Origin of the sequence: Billgrantia bachuensis, assembly GCF_011742165.1 — a bacterium.
GTDB lineage: Bacteria > Pseudomonadota > Gammaproteobacteria > Pseudomonadales > Halomonadaceae > Halomonas > Halomonas bachuensis.
On sequence record NZ_JAAQTO010000038.1, the window covers coordinates 1 to 15,828 of the forward strand.

The following is a 15,828-nucleotide window of genomic DNA, read 5'->3' on the forward strand; positions in this document are numbered from 1 at the left end:
CAGGTCACGCTGATCGGTGTGATCACGGCACTGGCACTGATATCGGTGCTGACCGGCCTGAAGCGGGGCATCAAGTATCTTTCGCAGGCCAATATGTGGCTGACTTTCCTGCTGCTGGCGTTCTTCTTCATCTTCGGACCCACCCGCTACATCATCGGTGGCTTGCTTGATTCCACTGGAGACTACCTGAGAACGGTGATTCCCCTGAGCTTCTATACCGGCAGCAACGTGACGGCAGCCAATGGTACAGACTCCTGGCAGGATTCCTGGCAGGGCTGGTGGACCGTCTTCTACTGGGGCTGGTGGATGTCCTGGGCACCGTTCGTTGGGGTCTTCGTGGCACGGGTGTCTCGCGGGAGAACCATTCGGGAGTTCATCTTCGGTGTCGTGGGGGTCTCCTCGTTGCTCTCCTTCGTCTGGCTGTCCGCCTATGGAGGCACGGCCCTCTATGAAGAGCTGTTCGGTAGCGGCGGGATTGGTGATGCGGTGGCCAGCGATGTCTCCCTGGCGCTGTATGCCACCTTCTCGGCCATGGACCTGGGTGTCATCGGAGTCATTGCGGGCTTCTTCGGCACGGTGCTGGTGGCCACCTACTTCATCACCTCGTCCGACTCGGGCACCCTGGTTATCACCACCATTCTCAGCGAGGGCGATCCGCACCCGCTTTCCCGGCACCGCGTGTTCTGGGGATTGATGGAAGGGGCGATTGCTGCAGTGCTGCTCCTGGTGGGAGGCACCTGGGCGCTTTCGACCCTGCAGACGGCCGCCATCCTCTCGGCGCTTCCCTTCTCGGTCATCATGGTGCTGATGGCGTATTCCATACTGCGTGCCGTGAAGCAGGATGACTTCTTGCGCGATGATCGCTCACTCAAGCCCGTTTCGGAGGGGAAAAGCTGATGAACAGCGTCAAGCTGGCGGAGATGGACTGGATGTCCTACCGCGACAGGGTCAAGGACGGTGAATGCACGATTCTGCTACCGGTGGGGGCCATCGAGCAGCATGGGCCGCACATGTCATTGAACCCCGATGTGCTAATACCGGAGCACATCGCCTGCCGCGTGGCAGAGCGCAGCGGAAACATGCTAGTCGCGCCGCCAATTGCCTACGGCTACAAGTCGCAGGTGAAGTCGGGGGGCGGCAATTTCTTTCCGGGCACTACCTGCGTCAGCGGTCGCTCCCTGGAGGAGTACGCCTATGACGTGATCCTCGCCTACGTGGCGCACGGCAACCGGGAGTTCATCGTGGTCAACGGCCACTTCGAAAACTCGATGTTCCTAGTCGAGGCGGCCGATCGAGCCGTAAAGCATGCCCGTCTGAGCGGTGTCGCGATCAAGGTAGTGTTGCTCTCCTACTGGGATTTCATCAGCGAAGCCACGATCGAAAAAGTCTTTCCGGAGGGCTTCTCGGGCTGGGCAGTCGAGCATGGCGGTGTGCTGGAAACCTCCATCATGCTGAAGATTCATCCCGACCAGGTGGACATGTCGAGAGTGGTCGACGTGCCACCTGCCGAGTTTCCACCCTACGACGTTTTCCCCCCGGACCCCAGCTGGGTAGCGAGTTCGGGAACGTTGTCGTCGCCGGCCAAGGCGACTGCCGAGAAGGGCGAGTGGATCCTCGAGGAGTGTATCGAGAGGATTTCCCGGACTTTCAGTTGAGCAGAAGACATAGATGGTTCGGCCGGACCATCAATGTCTGCTTTATATATTGGCGATCCCCGAGCGCAGGAAGTCGAGCACGTGGCGGGAAGCGACATTGAGCTCGCGCTCCTTGTAGTACAGGCCAATGCAGACCTTGCCCAGCTCGGGAAGACTTTTTGAGCTGGCGGTATGCTTCAAGTACTCGGGAATCACCGAACGGGCCAGGGCCGTGAGGCCCAGGCCCTCCTCGACTGCCGAGAAGATGCCCAGCAGACTGGTGCTGGTATACATGAAGCGGAAAGGGTGTTGCTGCGACTGCAGGGCTTCCTCCATGAGCGAGCGATAGACGCATCCCTGGGGATAGGCGATCAACGGGATGGGGTCCTCATAGCCATTGATCAGCCGGCTGTCCTTGTAGACCCACTCCAGGCTCTCGAGCCGGTAATCGCGGGCGTCCCTGTCCTCGACCTCCTTGACATGCTCCATGGCCAGCGCGATGTCGTAGTGCCCTTTCTGGTATCGCTGAAGTATCACCTTGCTGATTTCGCAATCGACCTCGACGATGATGTTGGGATAGATGCGTGCGAGATTCCTGAGTGCCTTGGGCAGGAAGGCCAGCTCGAAATCGTTGGGTATACCCAGTCTGACCTTGCCGGAAATGTTGTCTCCCCGGACTTTAGCAATAATTTGATCATTGACTTCCAGAATCCGGCGAGCGGCCTCGTAGAGGTATTCCCCGTCCTCGGTCAGCTCAAGGCTGGAGCCGCGCAGGAAGATCTTGGTGTTCAACAGCTCCTCGAGCTTCTTGACCTGCAGGCTTATCGCCGGCTGTGAGCGGCCCAATAGCTCTCCTGCGCTGGTGAAGCCGCCCAGGTCCTTTATGGTGACGAAGGTTCGCAGAAGGTCAGTCGGTATATTGGTCATCGTCTAGCCACGCTGGTGTAGGGGCGGTCCGGCGTCCCGGCCGCCTGATGCAGTAAGATCCTTGCACACCACACGCCATCTTGTCTGTTCTGTAGAATCGGATAGAGTCGGTACGATGAAGGTCCCGCTTGGCGCTTGGGGACCAACCGTCATGATGAGGCAGGAGCTGCCATGAATCTCCCTTTCAAGGGCGAGCCCCTATCCGTCGGCTTCGTCCTGCTGCATCGCTTCACCCTGCTGCCTTTTGCCGCCTTCGTCGACTGCCTGCGCCTGGCGGCCGACGAGGGGGATCGCAGCCGCCAGCTGCGCTGTCACTGGATCTTCATGACCAGCACGGGGGAGCCGGCGGCCTCCAGCTGCGGGGCTTCCATCACGCCGTGCCAGCCTTTCCGGGACCCGCAGGAGTTCGACTACATCGTGGTGATCGGCGGCGTGCTGGACGACGCCGACCGCGCCGATACCACGGCGCTGGCCTACCTGCGGCGGGCGGCGCATGCCCAGGTGCCGCTGGTGGGGCTGTGTACCGGTGCCTTCGCCCTGATTCAGGCCGGCCTGATGAACGGGCGGCGCTGCTGCGTCAGCTGGTATCACCATCGCGACATGATCCAGCGTTTTCCCACCATCGAGCCGGTGGCCGACCGGCTGTTCGTGGATGATGGCGACCGGCTTACCTGTGCGGGCGGTTCGGCGGGGGCGGATCTGGCCGCCTATCTGGTCGAGCGGCACCTGGGCAAGGCGTGGGCGATGAAGAGCCTGCGCATCATGCTGCTCGATGAGGCCCGTATCGGTGCGCATCCGCAGCCGCAGCCGGTGGTGTTTGGCAAGATCGAGGATCGCCTGGTGCGCCGTTCCATCGCCGTGCTCGAGCAGCATCTCGGCGAGCCGATCTCGATGGAGACGCTGGCGGAGCGGGTCGGCACCTCGCGGCGTAACCTGGAGCGGCGGTTTCGCGAAACCCTGGGGGTCGGGCCGCAGAAGTTCGCCCGCGATCTACGCCTGCGCTACGGGCTGTGGCTGTTGCACTACACCGGCAAGAGCGTCACCGAGATCGGCGAGCGCTGCGGTTTTGCCGATACGGCCCACTTCTCGCGTCATTTTCGCACGGCCTTCGGCATGCCGCCGTCGGAGATGCGCAAGCGTGCCGAGGAGCCAGGTAGCGACCGGGTCGACCCTTTCTTCCTGCATGTCGAGTCCCGGCCTGCGGTCTGACCGTCATGTCGCTATCTCCCGCCTCACGCGCGCTCCAGGCATATGAGGGTCACCAGCAGGGTGGCCTTCGCCTAAAGTGGTAGGCCGACCCCGGCGGTGCCTGTCGTTCAGCAAAGCTGTCGCATTTGTTCAATCTTTCTCTCTCTTGTGGGCCTTTAATCGGAGCATGAGCCGAAACCCTCCGCGCCCCCTGCGGGTAGCCGATAGATTCAACAGCCAGAACAACAGGAGCCAGTCATGAACCAAGCCGGACTCGCGTCATTCGATTCCCAGATCGCCGCTGCCATCGCTGAAGAGGTGGCGCGTCAGGAGGCCCACGTCGAGCTGATCGCCTCGGAAAACTATGCCAGCCGTGCGGTCATGGAGGCCCAGGGCACCCAGCTGACCAACAAGTACGCCGAAGGCTACCCGGGCAAGCGCTACTACGGCGGCTGTGAGCACGTCGATGTGGTCGAGAAGCTCGCCATCGAGCGTGCCTGCGATCTGTTCGGTGCCGACTACGCCAACGTTCAGCCCCACTCCGGCGCCCAGGCCAATGCCGCCGCCTTCATGGCGCTGGTCAAGCCGGGCGACACCGTGCTCGGCATGAGCCTGGCCCACGGCGGCCACCTGACCCATGGCGCCGCACCCAACTTCTCCGGCAAGCACTATAACGCCGTGCAGTACGGCCTGAATGCCGAGACCGGCGAGATCGACTACGAAGAGGTCGAGCGCTTGGCGCGCAGCCACAAGCCCAAGCTGATCATTGCCGGCTTCTCCGCCTATTCCCGCGTGGTCGACTGGCGGCGCTTCCGCTCCATTGCCGATGAAGTCGGCGCCTGGCTGATGGTGGACATGGCTCACGTGGCGGGCCTGGTCGCTGCCGGCCTCTACCCGAGCCCGATCGCCCACGCCCACGTAGTCACCACCACCACCCACAAGACCCTGCGCGGCCCGCGCGGCGGCCTGATCCTCTCGGCCCACGGCGACCCGGAGCTGTACAAGAAGCTCAACGGCGCAGTCTTCCCCGGCCAGCAGGGCGGCCCGCTGATGCACGTCATTGCGGCCAAGGCGGTGGCCTTCAAGGAGGCCATGAGCCAGACCTTCGTGCAGTACCAGCAGCGCGTAATCGACAACGCCCGCAGCATGGCCAAGGTGTTCCTGGACCGCGGTTACGACGTCGTCTCCGGCGGCACCGACGACCACCTGTTCCTGGTCTCGCTGATCCGCCAGGGCGTTACCGGCAAGGATGCCGATGCGGCACTGGGCCGCTCGCACATCACCGTCAACAAGAACGCTGTGCCCAACGACCCGCAGAGCCCCTTCGTCACCTCCGGCCTGCGTATCGGCACCCCGGCGGTCACCTCGCGCGGCTTCGACGTGGCCGACTGCGAGGCGCTGGCCGGCTGGATCTGCGACATCCTCGACGTGCTGGCCGAGCAGGGCAATACCGATGCCGTGGAGGCCGAAGTGCGCGAGAAGGTCGCCGAGCTCTGCCTGCGGCACCCGGTCTACGGCGCCGCCCCGGCAGCGGCGCAAGAAACCGCTACAGCCTGAACCCGTTTGATCCGGCCCTGCCTGGCAGGGCCGGTCGAGGAGAGAGAAGATGCAACGCTATTCAGGTTTCGGGCTGGCCAAGCACGCCCTCAGCCACCACGAGAACTGGGAGCGCCAGTGGCGCAACCCCACTCCCAAGAAGCAGTACGACGTGATCATCGTCGGCGGCGGCGGCCACGGCCTGGCCACTGCCTACTACCTGGCGAAGGAGTTCGGCGTCAAGAACGTGGCGGTAATCGAGAAGGGCTGGCTGGGCGGCGGCAATACCGCGCGTAACACCACCATCGTGCGTTCCAACTACCTGTGGGACGAGGCGGCGGCGCTCTACGAGCACTCTATGAAGCTGTGGGAGGGGCTCTCCCAGGACCTGAACTACAACGTGATGTTCTCCCAGCGGGGGGTGCTCAACCTGGGCCATACCCTGCAGGACATGCGCGACATCCAGCGCCGGGTCAACGCCAACCGTCTGAACGGCATCGACGGCGAGGTGCTGGACGCCAAGGGCGTGCAGGAGCTGGTGCCGATCATGGACTGCTCCAAGAATGCCCGCTACCCGGTGCTGGGTGCCTCCTGGCAGCCGCGCGCCGGTGTGGCCCGCCACGATGCCGTGGCCTGGGGCTACGCCCGTGGCGCCGACGCCCATGGTGTGGATATCCTCCAGCAGACCGAGGTCACCGGCTTCAAGATCCGTGACGGTCAGGTCTATGGCGTACACACCAACCGTGGCGACATCGAGGCCAAGACCGTGGGCTGCGTGGCCGCCGGTAACTCCGGTGTGCTGGCCAAGATGGCCGGCTTCCGCCTGCCGCTGGAATCGCACCCGCTGCAGGCCCTGGTCTCCGAGCCCCTCAAGCCGATCCTCGACACCGTGGTGATGTCCAACCACGTGCATGGCTATATCAGCCAGTCGGACAAGGGCGACCTGGTGATCGGCGCCGGCATCGACGGCTACAACGGCTACGGCCAGCGCGGCAGCTACCCCACCGTGGAGCATACCCTGCAGGCCATCGTCGAGATGTTCCCGATCTTCTCCCGGGTACGCATGAACCGCCAGTGGGGCGGCATCGTCGACACCTGCCCGGATGCCTGTCCGATCCTCTCCAAGACCCCGGTGAAGGGCCTGTTCTTCAACTGTGGCTGGGGCACCGGTGGCTTCAAGGCCACTCCGGGCTCGGGCCATGTGTTCGCCGCCAGCCTGGCCAAGGGCGAGATGCATCCCATCGCCGAGCCCTTCTCCATGTTCCGCTTCCATAGCGGGGCCCTGATCGACGAGCACGGCGCTGCCGGCGTGGCCCACTGAGGAGAATTCGCCATGTTCTATATCCACTGCCCCTACTGCGGCGAACACCGCGAGGAAGAGGAGTTTCACCCCAAGGGCCAGGCGCATATCGAGCGACCCAAGGACCCCGAGGCGTGCAGCGACGAGGAGTGGGGCGACTACCTCTTCTTCCGTGACAACCCTCGCGGCGTACACCACGAGCTGTGGGTGCATGCGGTGGGCTGTCGCAAGTTCTTCAACGTCACCCGCCACACCGTGACCTACGAGATCCTCGAAACCTACAAGATGGGCGAACAGCCCCGTATCACCGCCGAGAGCCTGGCGAGCCAGCAAACGCAGGGCAACGTGCAGGTGGCCAGCGGCGGGCAACAGACCGTGGGCGCCACCAACGCTGCAGCGCCATCGGTCAAGGGAGAGCAGGTATGAGCCAGTCCAAGAAACAAGCGAACCGCCTGGCCAAGGGCGGTCGAATTGATCGCTCCCGCACCCTGAGCTTCACCTTCAACGGCCAGAGCTACCAGGGACACCCGGGGGATACTCTGGCCTCGGCGCTGCTGGCCAACGGCGTGGACATCGTCAACCGCAGCTTCAAGTACTCCCGGCCCCGGGGCATCGTCGCCGCCGGCGCCGAGGAGCCCAATGCCATCGTCCAGCTGGGCAGCACCGAGGCGGGCCAGGTGCCAAACGTGCGCGCCACCCAGCAGGCGCTGTTCGCCGGCCTGACCGCTCGCAGCACCAATGGCTGGCCCAATGTGCAGCGCGACATGATGGGCCTGGTCGGCAAGGTGGGCGGCAAGTTCATGCCCCCGGGCTTCTACTACAAGACCTTCATGGCCCCGGCCTCCATGTGGATGACCTACGAGAAGTACATCCGCAAGAGCGCCGGCCTGGGGCGCAGCCCCATGGAAGTCGATCCGGACACCTACGACCACCTGCACCAGCACTGCGACGTGCTGGTGGTGGGCGGCGGTGCCGCCGGCCTGGCTGCGGCCCTTGCCGCCGCGCGCAGCGGGGCCCGGGTGATCGTCGCCGACGAGCAGGAGGATATGGGCGGCTCGCTGCTGGATAGCCGCGAGACCCTGGACGGCAAGCCGGCGGACCAATGGGTGGCCCAGGTGCTCGAGGAGCTGGCCGGCTGCGAGAACGTCACGCTGCTGCCGCGCACCACGGCCAACGGCTACCACGACCATAACTTCGTCACCCTGCACGAGCGGCGCACCGAGCACCTCAGCGAGACCGCTCCGCTGGTGAACGGCCATCGTCCGGTCCGGTCGCGGATGCACCGCGTGCGTGCCGGCCAGGTGATCCTGGCTACCGGCGCTCATGAGCGGCCGCTGGTCTATGCCGGCAACGACGTGCCGGGCAATCTGCTGGCTGGTGCCGTCTCCACCTACATTCGCCGCTACGGCGTGGCACCGGGCAACAAGTTGGTACTCTCCACCAGCAACGACTACGGCTACCGCGCCGCCCTCGACTGGAAGGAGGCAGGTCGCGAGGTGGTGGCCATCGTCGACGCCCGCCAGGCCCCGGCCGGCGACTGGGTGGAGGCCGCCCGTGCCCAGGGCATCAAGGTCATTACCGGTAGCGCGGTGATCGAGGCCAAGGGCGGAAGCCGCGTCAGCGCGGCGCGGGTTGCCAAGATCGATATCGATACCTTCAAGGTTATCGGCCAGGCCGAGACGCTGGCCTGCGACACCATCGCCAGCTCCGGCGGCTACAGCCCGGTGATACACCTGGCCTCCCACACCGGCGCCCGGCCCACCTGGCGCGATGATCTCCTCGGCTTCGTGCCGAACCTGGTGAAGGGCGTGCAGGCCTGCGGCGGTGCCAATGGCACCTATGACCTGGGCGAAGTGCTCGCCGAGGGCGTGGAGGCCGGCGTCAAGGCTGCCGCCGCCACCGGCCATGCCGCTCCGGCGGTCAGCCTGCCCCAGGCCAAGACCCTCGAGCAGGGCCCGGCGGCGCCGCTCTTCCAGGTGCCCCACGAGAAGCCGACCCTGCGCGCGCCCAAGCAGTTCGTCGACCTGCAGAACGACGTCACCGCGGCGGGCATCGAACTGGCCACCCGCGAGGGCTTCGAGTCCATCGAGCACGTCAAGCGCTACACCGCCATGGGCTTCGGTACCGACCAGGGCAAGCTGGGCAACATCAACGGCATGGCCATTGCCGCGCGCTGCCTGGGCCGCTCCATCCCCGAGGTGGGCACCACGGTATTCCGCCCCAACTACACCCCGGTGACCTTCGGTGCCATCGTCGGTCGTCACTGCCGCGACCTCTTCGACCCCGAGCGCTACACCGCGCTGCACCAGTGGCACGTGGAGCATGGCGCCGAGTTCGAGGATGTGGGCCAGTGGAAGCGCCCCTGGTACTTCCCGCAGACGATCAACGGCAAGAAGGAGACCATGCACGAAGCCGTGGCCCGCGAGTGCCTGGCAGTGCGCGAGAAGATCGGTATCCTCGATGCCTCGACCCTGGGCAAGATCGACATCCAGGGGCCGGATGCCCGCGAGTTCCTCAACCGCATCTATACCAACAAGTGGATGAAACTCGACGTGGGCCGCGTCCGCTACGGGCTGATGTGCAAGGACGACGGCATGCTGATGGACGACGGTACCACCAGCTGCCTGGGTGAGAACCACTTCCTGATGACCACCACCACCGGTGGCGCCGCCGGCGTGCTGGAGTGGCTGGAACTGTGGCACCAGACCGAGTGGCCGGAACTGCAGGTCTATTTCACCTCGGTAACCGACCATTGGGCCACCATGACCATCACCGGCCCCGAGGCACGCAAGCTGCTGGCCGAGATCACCGACATCGACCTCGATCGCGACACGTTCAAGTTCATGGACTGGCGCGCAGGCAAGGTGGCGGGCGTACCGGCGCGGGTGTTCCGCATCTCCTTCACCGGTGAGCTCGCCTACGAAATCAACGTCCAGGCCAACTACGCCATGCACGTCTGGAAGACCCTGTTCGAGCACGGCGACAAGTACGGCCTGACGCCCTACGGCACCGAGACCATGCACGTGCTGCGCGCCGAGAAGGGCTTCATCATCGCCGGTCAGGACAGCGACGGTTCGGTCACCCCCGAGGACCTGGGCATGCAGTGGGCCGTCGGCTACGACAAGCCGTTCTCGTGGGTCGGCAAGCGGGCGCTGTCGCGCTCCGATACCCGCCGCACGGACCGCAAGCAGCTGGTGGGTCTCAAGCCGAAGGACCCCAAGGTGGTGCTGGAGGAGGGCGCGCAGATCGTCTTCGATCCCAAGCACGCCATCCCCATGCCGATGGCCGGGCACGTGACCTCCAGCTACTACAGTCCGACCCTGGATTCCGGCTTCGCCCTGGGGGTGGTCAAGGGTGGCCACAACAAGCTGGGCGAGACCGTCTACCTGCCCATGGCGGACGGCCAGACTCACGAAGCCGAAATCGTCAGCCCGATCTTCTACGACCCCAAGGGAGAGCGCCAGAATGTCTAACGCGGCTACCTTCGATACCCGTACCGATGGCGCCATCCCGGTGGAGTCATCGCTGGCTTACAGCTACCACCGCAGCGGTACCCCAAGGGTCGGCCCCCAGAGCCGCGTGATCCTGCGCGAGCGCGCCCTGCTGGGCCACCTGATCCTGCGCGGCGGTGCCATCGTCCTCGACGAGGCGGTGCGCGAGGTGCTGGGCCTGGGCCTGCCCGGCCAGCCCCAGGGGCTGGTCGTGGACGCCAGCGGCGAACGCTCGGTTCAGTGGCTCTCTCCGGACGAGTGGCTGGTGATCGTGCCCGGCGGCGAGGAGTTCGAGCTGGAGACCCGGCTGCGCGAGCGCCTCGCGGATGCCCACTATGCCATCAGCGACGTCAGCGGCGGCCAGACCCTGCTGGAGCTTTCCGGCGAGGCGGCCCGTGAGCTGCTGATGAAGTCGGCAATCTACGACGTCCACCCCAGCCACTTCCCGGTGGGCAAGGGCGTGACCACGGTCTTCGCCAAGGCCACCGCCATCATCCGCCGTCCCTCCGAGGAGCGCTGGGAACTGGTGATACGCCGCAGCTTCGCCGATTATCTCTATCGCTGGCTGCTGGATGCCGGTGCAGAGTACGCCATCGGCGTGGAGAAGTGACTCGACGTCTCGTTTGCCAGGCGCGTTTGGCCGGGGTTTCCCCGGCCCTTTTTTCATACGAGCCTATATTGCACTCGCCGCCGGAGGGGTAGCATGAACCGATACGACGACATCTGGATCATGGCCGCGCAGTGCCCCAGCCGCCTGGGCACCGTGGACGTGGTCACTCGCTTTCTCAAGGAGCGGGGCTGCTACATCACCGAGCAGCAGTCCTTCGACGACCGCCTGAGTGGTCGCTTCTTCATTCGCACCGAATTCCGTCCCGAGGAGGCCGGCTTCGATGCCGCCGTCTTCCAGACGGCCTTCGCCGAGCGCGCCGCCGAGTTCGGCATGAGCTTCGAGCTGACGCCGCCAGGGCGGCTGATGCCGGTGGTGATCATGGTCTCCAAGGCCGACCACTGCCTCAACGACCTGCTCTACCGCTACCGCACCGGCCAGTTGCCGATCGAGATTCGCGCCATCGTCTCCAATCACCCCGACCTGGCGTCGCTGGCGGAGTGGCACGGCATTCCCTACCACCACTTCCCGATCACGGCGCAGACCAAGTCCGAGCAGGAAGCCCTGGTGCGGGAAGTGATCGATGCCAGCGGCGCCGAGCTGGTCATCCTGGCGCGCTACATGCAGGTGCTCTCGAGCGAGATGTGCACCAGGCTCTCCGGCCGCGCGATCAACATCCACCACTCGCTGCTGCCCGGCTTCAAGGGTGCGCGTCCCTATCACCAGGCCTACGAGAAGGGAGTGAAGCTGGTCGGCGCCACCGCCCACTACATCAACGACGACCTGGACGAGGGGCCGATCATCACCCAGGGCGTGGAGCCGGTCGGCCACGCCGACTACCCGGAGGATCTCGTTGCCAAGGGTCGCGACATCGAGTGCCTCACCCTCGCTCGTGCGGTGGCCCTGCACGTGGAGCGGCGTGTCTTCCTGAATACCAGCCGCACAGTTATCTTCGAGCGCTAGGCTTTGCCCGAAAACTGTCTGCGCTTGGCCATGCGGCGTTAAAAATCAGCTCAAAGTACTCATTTACACCACGTAAACTCCGTCTTTTCGCTGATTTTTGCCTTGTCTGGCCTTCGCTCGCCAACTTTTCGGACAAAGCCATATGCGCATTGAGCCCGCGGCCGGGGCAGGCTAGCTTGGTGGGCAAACCACGCCCACCAGGAGACTCGCATGGCTGCCCCGCACGACGAACACGACCCCCATCTGTGGCTGGAAGAGGTCGAGGGCGAGCGCGCCCTGGCCTGGGTGGCGGAGCGCAACGCCGAGAGCCAGGCCAGGCTTGCCGATTCACCCGGCTTCGCTGAGCTGCGCGATGATCTCCAGGCAATCCTCGAAGCCGACGATCGCATCCCCTTCGTGGTCAAGCGCGGCGAGCACTTCTACAACTTCTGGCAGGATCGCGACCATCCCCGCGGGCTGTGGCGGCGCACCACGCTCGAGGAGTACCGCAAAGCGCGTCCCGAGTGGGAGCTGCTCATCGATCTCGATGCGCTCAATGCCGAGGAGGATGAGAACTGGGTGTGGCACGGCGCCCACTGCCTGCGCCCCGAATCGCCCGACGCGCCCTGGCGGCACTGCCTGGTGTCGCTCTCCCGCGGCGGTGCCGACGCCGACGTCACCCGCGAATTCGACCTGGTGGAGAAGTGCTGGGTCGAGGCGGGCTTTTTCCGCCCCGAGGCCAAGGGCAGCCTGGGCTGGATCGACCGCGACAACGTCTACGTCCAGACCGACTTCGGCGAGGGCTCGATGACCAGCTCCGGCTACCCGCGCATCGTCAAGCAGTGGCGGCGCGGCACGCCGCTTACCGAAGCCGAGACGATTTTCGAGGGCGAGCCCGACGACATGGCGGTGGGCGCCGGCCACGATTCCACGCCGGGCTTCGAGCGTGACTTCGTCAGCCGCGCCCGCGCCTTCTACGACAACGAGCTCTACCTGCGCGAGGCGGACGGTCGCCTACGCCGCATCGAGGTGCCCAACTCCGCCCATAAGCAGGTGCACCGCGAGTGGCTGCTGGTCGAGCTGCGCGAACCCTGGGAAGTGGATGGCACCACCCATCCCGCCGGTGCGCTGTTGATCGCCGACTTCGACGCCTTCATGGGTGGCGAGCGGGAGCTGCGCGTGCTGTTCACCCCCACCGAGCGCACCTCGCTCTCCGACGTGACCTGGACCCGCCGCCACCTGATCCTCAACGTGCTCGACGACGTCAAGCATCGGCTCTTCGTGCTGACTCCCGAAGCCGGGCAGTGGCAGCCCGAGCCGCTGATAGGCGCGCCGACGCTCGGTAGCGTCAGCGTGAGCGCGGTTGACGACGAGGTGAGCGACGACGTTTTCCTGATCGTCAGCGACTACCTGACTCCGACCACACTGCTGCATGGCCGGGTCGGCCAGGCACTGGAAACGCTCAAGCAGGCCCCCGCGCTGTTCGACGCCGAGGGCCTCGAGATCACCCAGCACTTCGCTACCAGCCAGGACGGCACGCCGGTGCCCTACTTCCAGGTAGCGCGGCGCGGCCTCGAGCCAAACGGCGAGCATCCGACCCTGCTCTACGGCTACGGCGGCTTCGAGGTACCGCTGCTGCCCGGCTACAGCCCCGGCGTGGGGCGCGCCTGGCTCACCCAGGGTGGCGTCTACGTAGTGGCCAACATTCGCGGCGGCGGCGAGTACGGCCCGCGCTGGCACCAGGCGGCGCTGCGCGAGAAGCGCCACAAGGCGTTCGAGGACTTCGCCGCGGTGGCCGAGGACCTGATCGAGCGCGGCGTCACCTCGCCGAAGCGGTTGGGTATCCAGGGCGGCTCCAACGGCGGCCTGCTGGTGGGCAACATGCTCACCCGCTATCCGCAGTTGCTGGGCGCCGTGGTGTGCCAGGTGCCGCTGCTCGACATGCGCCGCTACCACCTGCTGCTGGCCGGGGCCTCGTGGATGGCCGAGTACGGCGATCCCGAGGGCGACGACTGGGAATTCCTGCGCGATGTCTCGCCCTACCATAACCTCGACCCTGCGGCCGATTATCCGCCGCTGCTGCTGATGACCAGTACTCGCGACGATCGCGTCCACCCGGGGCACGCGCGCAAGATGATGGCGCGCATGGGCGAGCAGGGGCATGAGGTGCTCTACTACGAGAATGTCGAAGGCGGCCACGGCGGCGCGGCCGACAACCGCCAGCGCGCGCATATGCAGGCGCTGTCGTTCGCCTTTCTCGGTTGGCAACTCATGGGCGAGAAGGCGTGACTAGGAGACGGCTTCCGCCGCGTAACCATGCCGGGCCTGGAAGCGCTGCAGTTCCCGGGCTTGCGGCGGCTGCCCGGTGAAGATCTCGACATAGGCGGGAATGCGCCGCATGCGTACCTCCAGCGCTTCCTGGGTCTTCATCGAGATATAGCCGATCTGGGTGAGATAGATGGTGCGGCCGCGGACGTTGGCCGCCAGCGGCTCATAGCCGTAGCGCTTGAACATGCGCGTCAGCGCCTCGATGCGCGTCTCGTCCGCATTGTCGATCTCCCTCGCGACTTCCTCCGACTGCAACGCCCAACTGCGCATCGCGAACTCCAGTTGGGAGTCGAACAGCTCGGGATCCAGCCAGCAGTCGAAGACGTTGAGGATCGCCTCGACGATGGTTTCGGCATAGGCCTCGGTCTGCCGCACCAGGCCCTGGGTATTCTTCTCTCGCCAGCGCTCGATCAGAGCGTCCAGCAGCGCTTCGCGATCCTTGAAGAACCAGTAGAAGCTGGTTCGCGAGACGTCGAGCCGCTTGGCCAGTGGCAGAATCCGCACGCTGTCGACGCCGGACTCGAGCAGCAGCCCGAAGGCGGCGTCGAGCCAGGCATCGCGTGAGCCTTTCCATTTGGTAATACTGTCAGAGCCAGACGGCATCAGAGGATCTTCCTGTTCCGGAGCGCCGCGAGGGAGACGCCAGTAAAAGCCATCAGTGTACACTGGTGTCTGGTTTATGTACAAAAGGCATGCTATCGCTGGCAATCCGACAGGAGTGGATGCGCCACGATAACTTATTTGCTAGAGCTAGAAGGCCCAGAGCCTTGCCGAGTGACAGCCGGCCCGAGAGGCACTAACGGGTCTGTTATGTAGCAGAGCCGGACTGCTGAGTCGCCCCGCTCTGCTGCAGAAACCATTCTCTGAATCGAATCATGGCCTCTTCGTCTCCCTTGTCCTCACGGTAGGCCATGTAATGATGCGTCTCTTCCAGCACAACCTCTTGCTCGACGGGCCTGGACAACTGGCCTTGGTCGACTAGCGGACCGACAAGGTGGTGCCAGCCCAAGGCGACGCCTTGGTCATTGAGCACCATTTGGATCAGCAGGTTGTAATCGTTGGCATTGAAGTAGTGGGGGCCCTGGGGCAGGCGGTCCTCAATATCTAGATGATGAATGGCGAGCCATACCCCCCAATCCACATGTTCGGCCACCTGGGAGCGACCATAGGGGCTCAGGTTGAGCAGCACGCCATCTCGCAATCCCTCGAGGGTACGAATCTCTGGATGGGCTTCGAGGTAGCTCGGAGTACACACCGGATAGATGCGGTCATGGAACAGCGGGATGCTGACATAGCCATCCCGTACCCGCGACATCTTGGTGATGAAGATATCCGGATTGACCCCCGGTTCCATGGTCAGGAAGTTCTGGGTCGTGACCAGGTTGAGGTCTATGTCCGGATTGTCACTAAAGAAGCTGGGCAGTCGGTGTGACATCCACAGCGCCGAAAAGGCTGGGGAACAGCATAGGGTAAGGGTGCGCCTGGCATCGCTTCCATGGTCTTTCTGAATGCGCTCAGCTGCCTGAGCAATGTTGCTAAAGGATAGTTGTGCCGCATCGAAGAAGATTGAGCCAGCTTTGGTCAATTCGACCGAACGCCCGGCTCGCTTGAACAGGGGAGTGCCAAGATGGCTCTCGAGTTCACGAATCTGCCGGCTGATGGCCGCCTGGGTGACACATAGAGCCTCGGCGGCCCGGGTGAAGTTCTGATACTTGGCTGCCGCTACGAAAGACCTCACCGCGCGCAGCGATGGCATCTTGAGCAGCTTCTGATCGGGATCGGTGGGAGTCGTCATAACCAGCCTGGCCTGTCGGCACCATATGCCGCTTTGCTACGAAGGTATGAGCATAACATCTGGTCATGCTTTGCCTGGAT

13 protein-coding genes are annotated in these 15,828 nt (G+C 64.5%); 10 read left to right on the forward strand and 3 right to left on the reverse strand.

Going from position 1 to position 15,828, the window contains the following annotated elements; genetic code table 11:
• Together HBJ55_RS13850 and HBJ55_RS13855 are read left to right on the forward strand one after the other, a co-directional pair.
• Nucleotides 1–897: BCCT family transporter (locus HBJ55_RS13850; RefSeq protein WP_206022614.1), on the forward strand; the 897-nt coding region annotated here is incomplete at its 5' end.
• Nucleotides 897–1,655: a creatininase gene (locus tag HBJ55_RS13855; protein WP_167115922.1), complete on the forward strand. Its 759-nt coding sequence runs from the start codon at nucleotides 897–899 to the stop codon at nucleotides 1,653–1,655. The genes HBJ55_RS13850 and HBJ55_RS13855, both read left to right, overlap by 1 nt.
• A gap of 42 nt (nucleotides 1,656–1,697) precedes the next feature.
• Here HBJ55_RS13855 and HBJ55_RS13860 read toward each other — a convergent pair whose 3' ends face one another.
• The gene (locus tag HBJ55_RS13860; RefSeq protein WP_167115925.1) at nucleotides 1,698–2,561 is read right to left on the reverse strand and encodes a LysR family transcriptional regulator; all 864 of its coding nucleotides are present in this window, start codon (nucleotides 2,559–2,561) and stop codon (nucleotides 1,698–1,700) included.
• A gap of 171 nt (nucleotides 2,562–2,732) precedes the next feature.
• On the opposite strand from HBJ55_RS13860, the gene HBJ55_RS13865 reads away from it, so the two are divergent.
• From HBJ55_RS13865 to HBJ55_RS13895, 8 genes are all read left to right on the forward strand, one after another.
• Nucleotides 2,733–3,770 carry a GlxA family transcriptional regulator gene (locus tag HBJ55_RS13865; RefSeq protein WP_167115927.1) on the forward strand — a complete coding sequence of 346 codons (1,038 nt, stop codon included), beginning with the start codon at nucleotides 2,733–2,735 and terminating at the stop codon, nucleotides 3,768–3,770.
• A gap of 237 nt (nucleotides 3,771–4,007) precedes the next feature.
• Nucleotides 4,008–5,306 carry a serine hydroxymethyltransferase gene (gene glyA, locus HBJ55_RS13870; RefSeq protein ID WP_167115931.1) on the forward strand — a complete coding sequence of 433 codons (1,299 nt, stop codon included), beginning with the start codon at nucleotides 4,008–4,010 and terminating at the stop codon, nucleotides 5,304–5,306.
• Nucleotides 5,307–5,355: 49 nt separating this feature from the next.
• Nucleotides 5,356–6,606 carry a sarcosine oxidase subunit beta family protein gene (locus HBJ55_RS13875; protein WP_167115934.1) on the forward strand — a complete coding sequence of 417 codons (1,251 nt, stop codon included), beginning with the start codon at nucleotides 5,356–5,358 and terminating at the stop codon, nucleotides 6,604–6,606.
• Nucleotides 6,607–6,618: 12 nt separating this feature from the next.
• Nucleotides 6,619–7,011, forward strand: a complete 393-nt coding sequence (locus HBJ55_RS13880; RefSeq protein ID WP_167115937.1) for a sarcosine oxidase subunit delta — start codon at nucleotides 6,619–6,621, stop codon at nucleotides 7,009–7,011.
• The gene (locus tag HBJ55_RS13885; protein ID WP_206022616.1) at nucleotides 7,008–10,058 is read left to right on the forward strand and encodes a sarcosine oxidase subunit alpha family protein; all 3,051 of its coding nucleotides are present in this window, start codon (nucleotides 7,008–7,010) and stop codon (nucleotides 10,056–10,058) included. The genes HBJ55_RS13880 and HBJ55_RS13885 overlap by 4 nt, the downstream gene beginning before the upstream one ends.
• Nucleotides 10,051–10,686: a sarcosine oxidase subunit gamma gene (locus tag HBJ55_RS22290; RefSeq protein WP_206022618.1), complete on the forward strand. Its 636-nt coding sequence runs from the start codon at nucleotides 10,051–10,053 to the stop codon at nucleotides 10,684–10,686. The genes HBJ55_RS13885 and HBJ55_RS22290 overlap by 8 nt, the downstream gene beginning before the upstream one ends.
• Nucleotides 10,687–10,779: 93 nt before the next feature.
• A complete protein-coding gene (purU, locus tag HBJ55_RS13890; protein ID WP_167115942.1) occupies nucleotides 10,780–11,646 on the forward strand; it encodes a formyltetrahydrofolate deformylase in 867 nt (288 codons plus the stop codon).
• A 210-nt stretch (nucleotides 11,647–11,856) separates the two neighbouring features.
• The gene (locus HBJ55_RS13895) at nucleotides 11,857–13,914 is read left to right on the forward strand and encodes a prolyl oligopeptidase family serine peptidase (RefSeq protein ID WP_167115945.1); all 2,058 of its coding nucleotides are present in this window, start codon (nucleotides 11,857–11,859) and stop codon (nucleotides 13,912–13,914) included.
• Here the strand turns inward: HBJ55_RS13895 and HBJ55_RS13900 are convergent, their stop codons facing one another.
• Together HBJ55_RS13900 and HBJ55_RS13905 are read right to left on the reverse strand one after the other, a co-directional pair.
• Nucleotides 13,915–14,556 (reverse strand): TetR/AcrR family transcriptional regulator, encoded by a 642-nt coding sequence (locus HBJ55_RS13900; RefSeq protein WP_167115948.1) that lies wholly within the window; start codon nucleotides 14,554–14,556, stop codon nucleotides 13,915–13,917.
• Nucleotides 14,557–14,761: 205 nt separating this feature from the next.
• Nucleotides 14,762–15,748, reverse strand: a complete 987-nt coding sequence (locus tag HBJ55_RS13905) for a LysR substrate-binding domain-containing protein (protein WP_167115951.1) — start codon at nucleotides 15,746–15,748, stop codon at nucleotides 14,762–14,764.
• Nucleotides 15,749–15,828 lie beyond the last annotated feature (80 nt).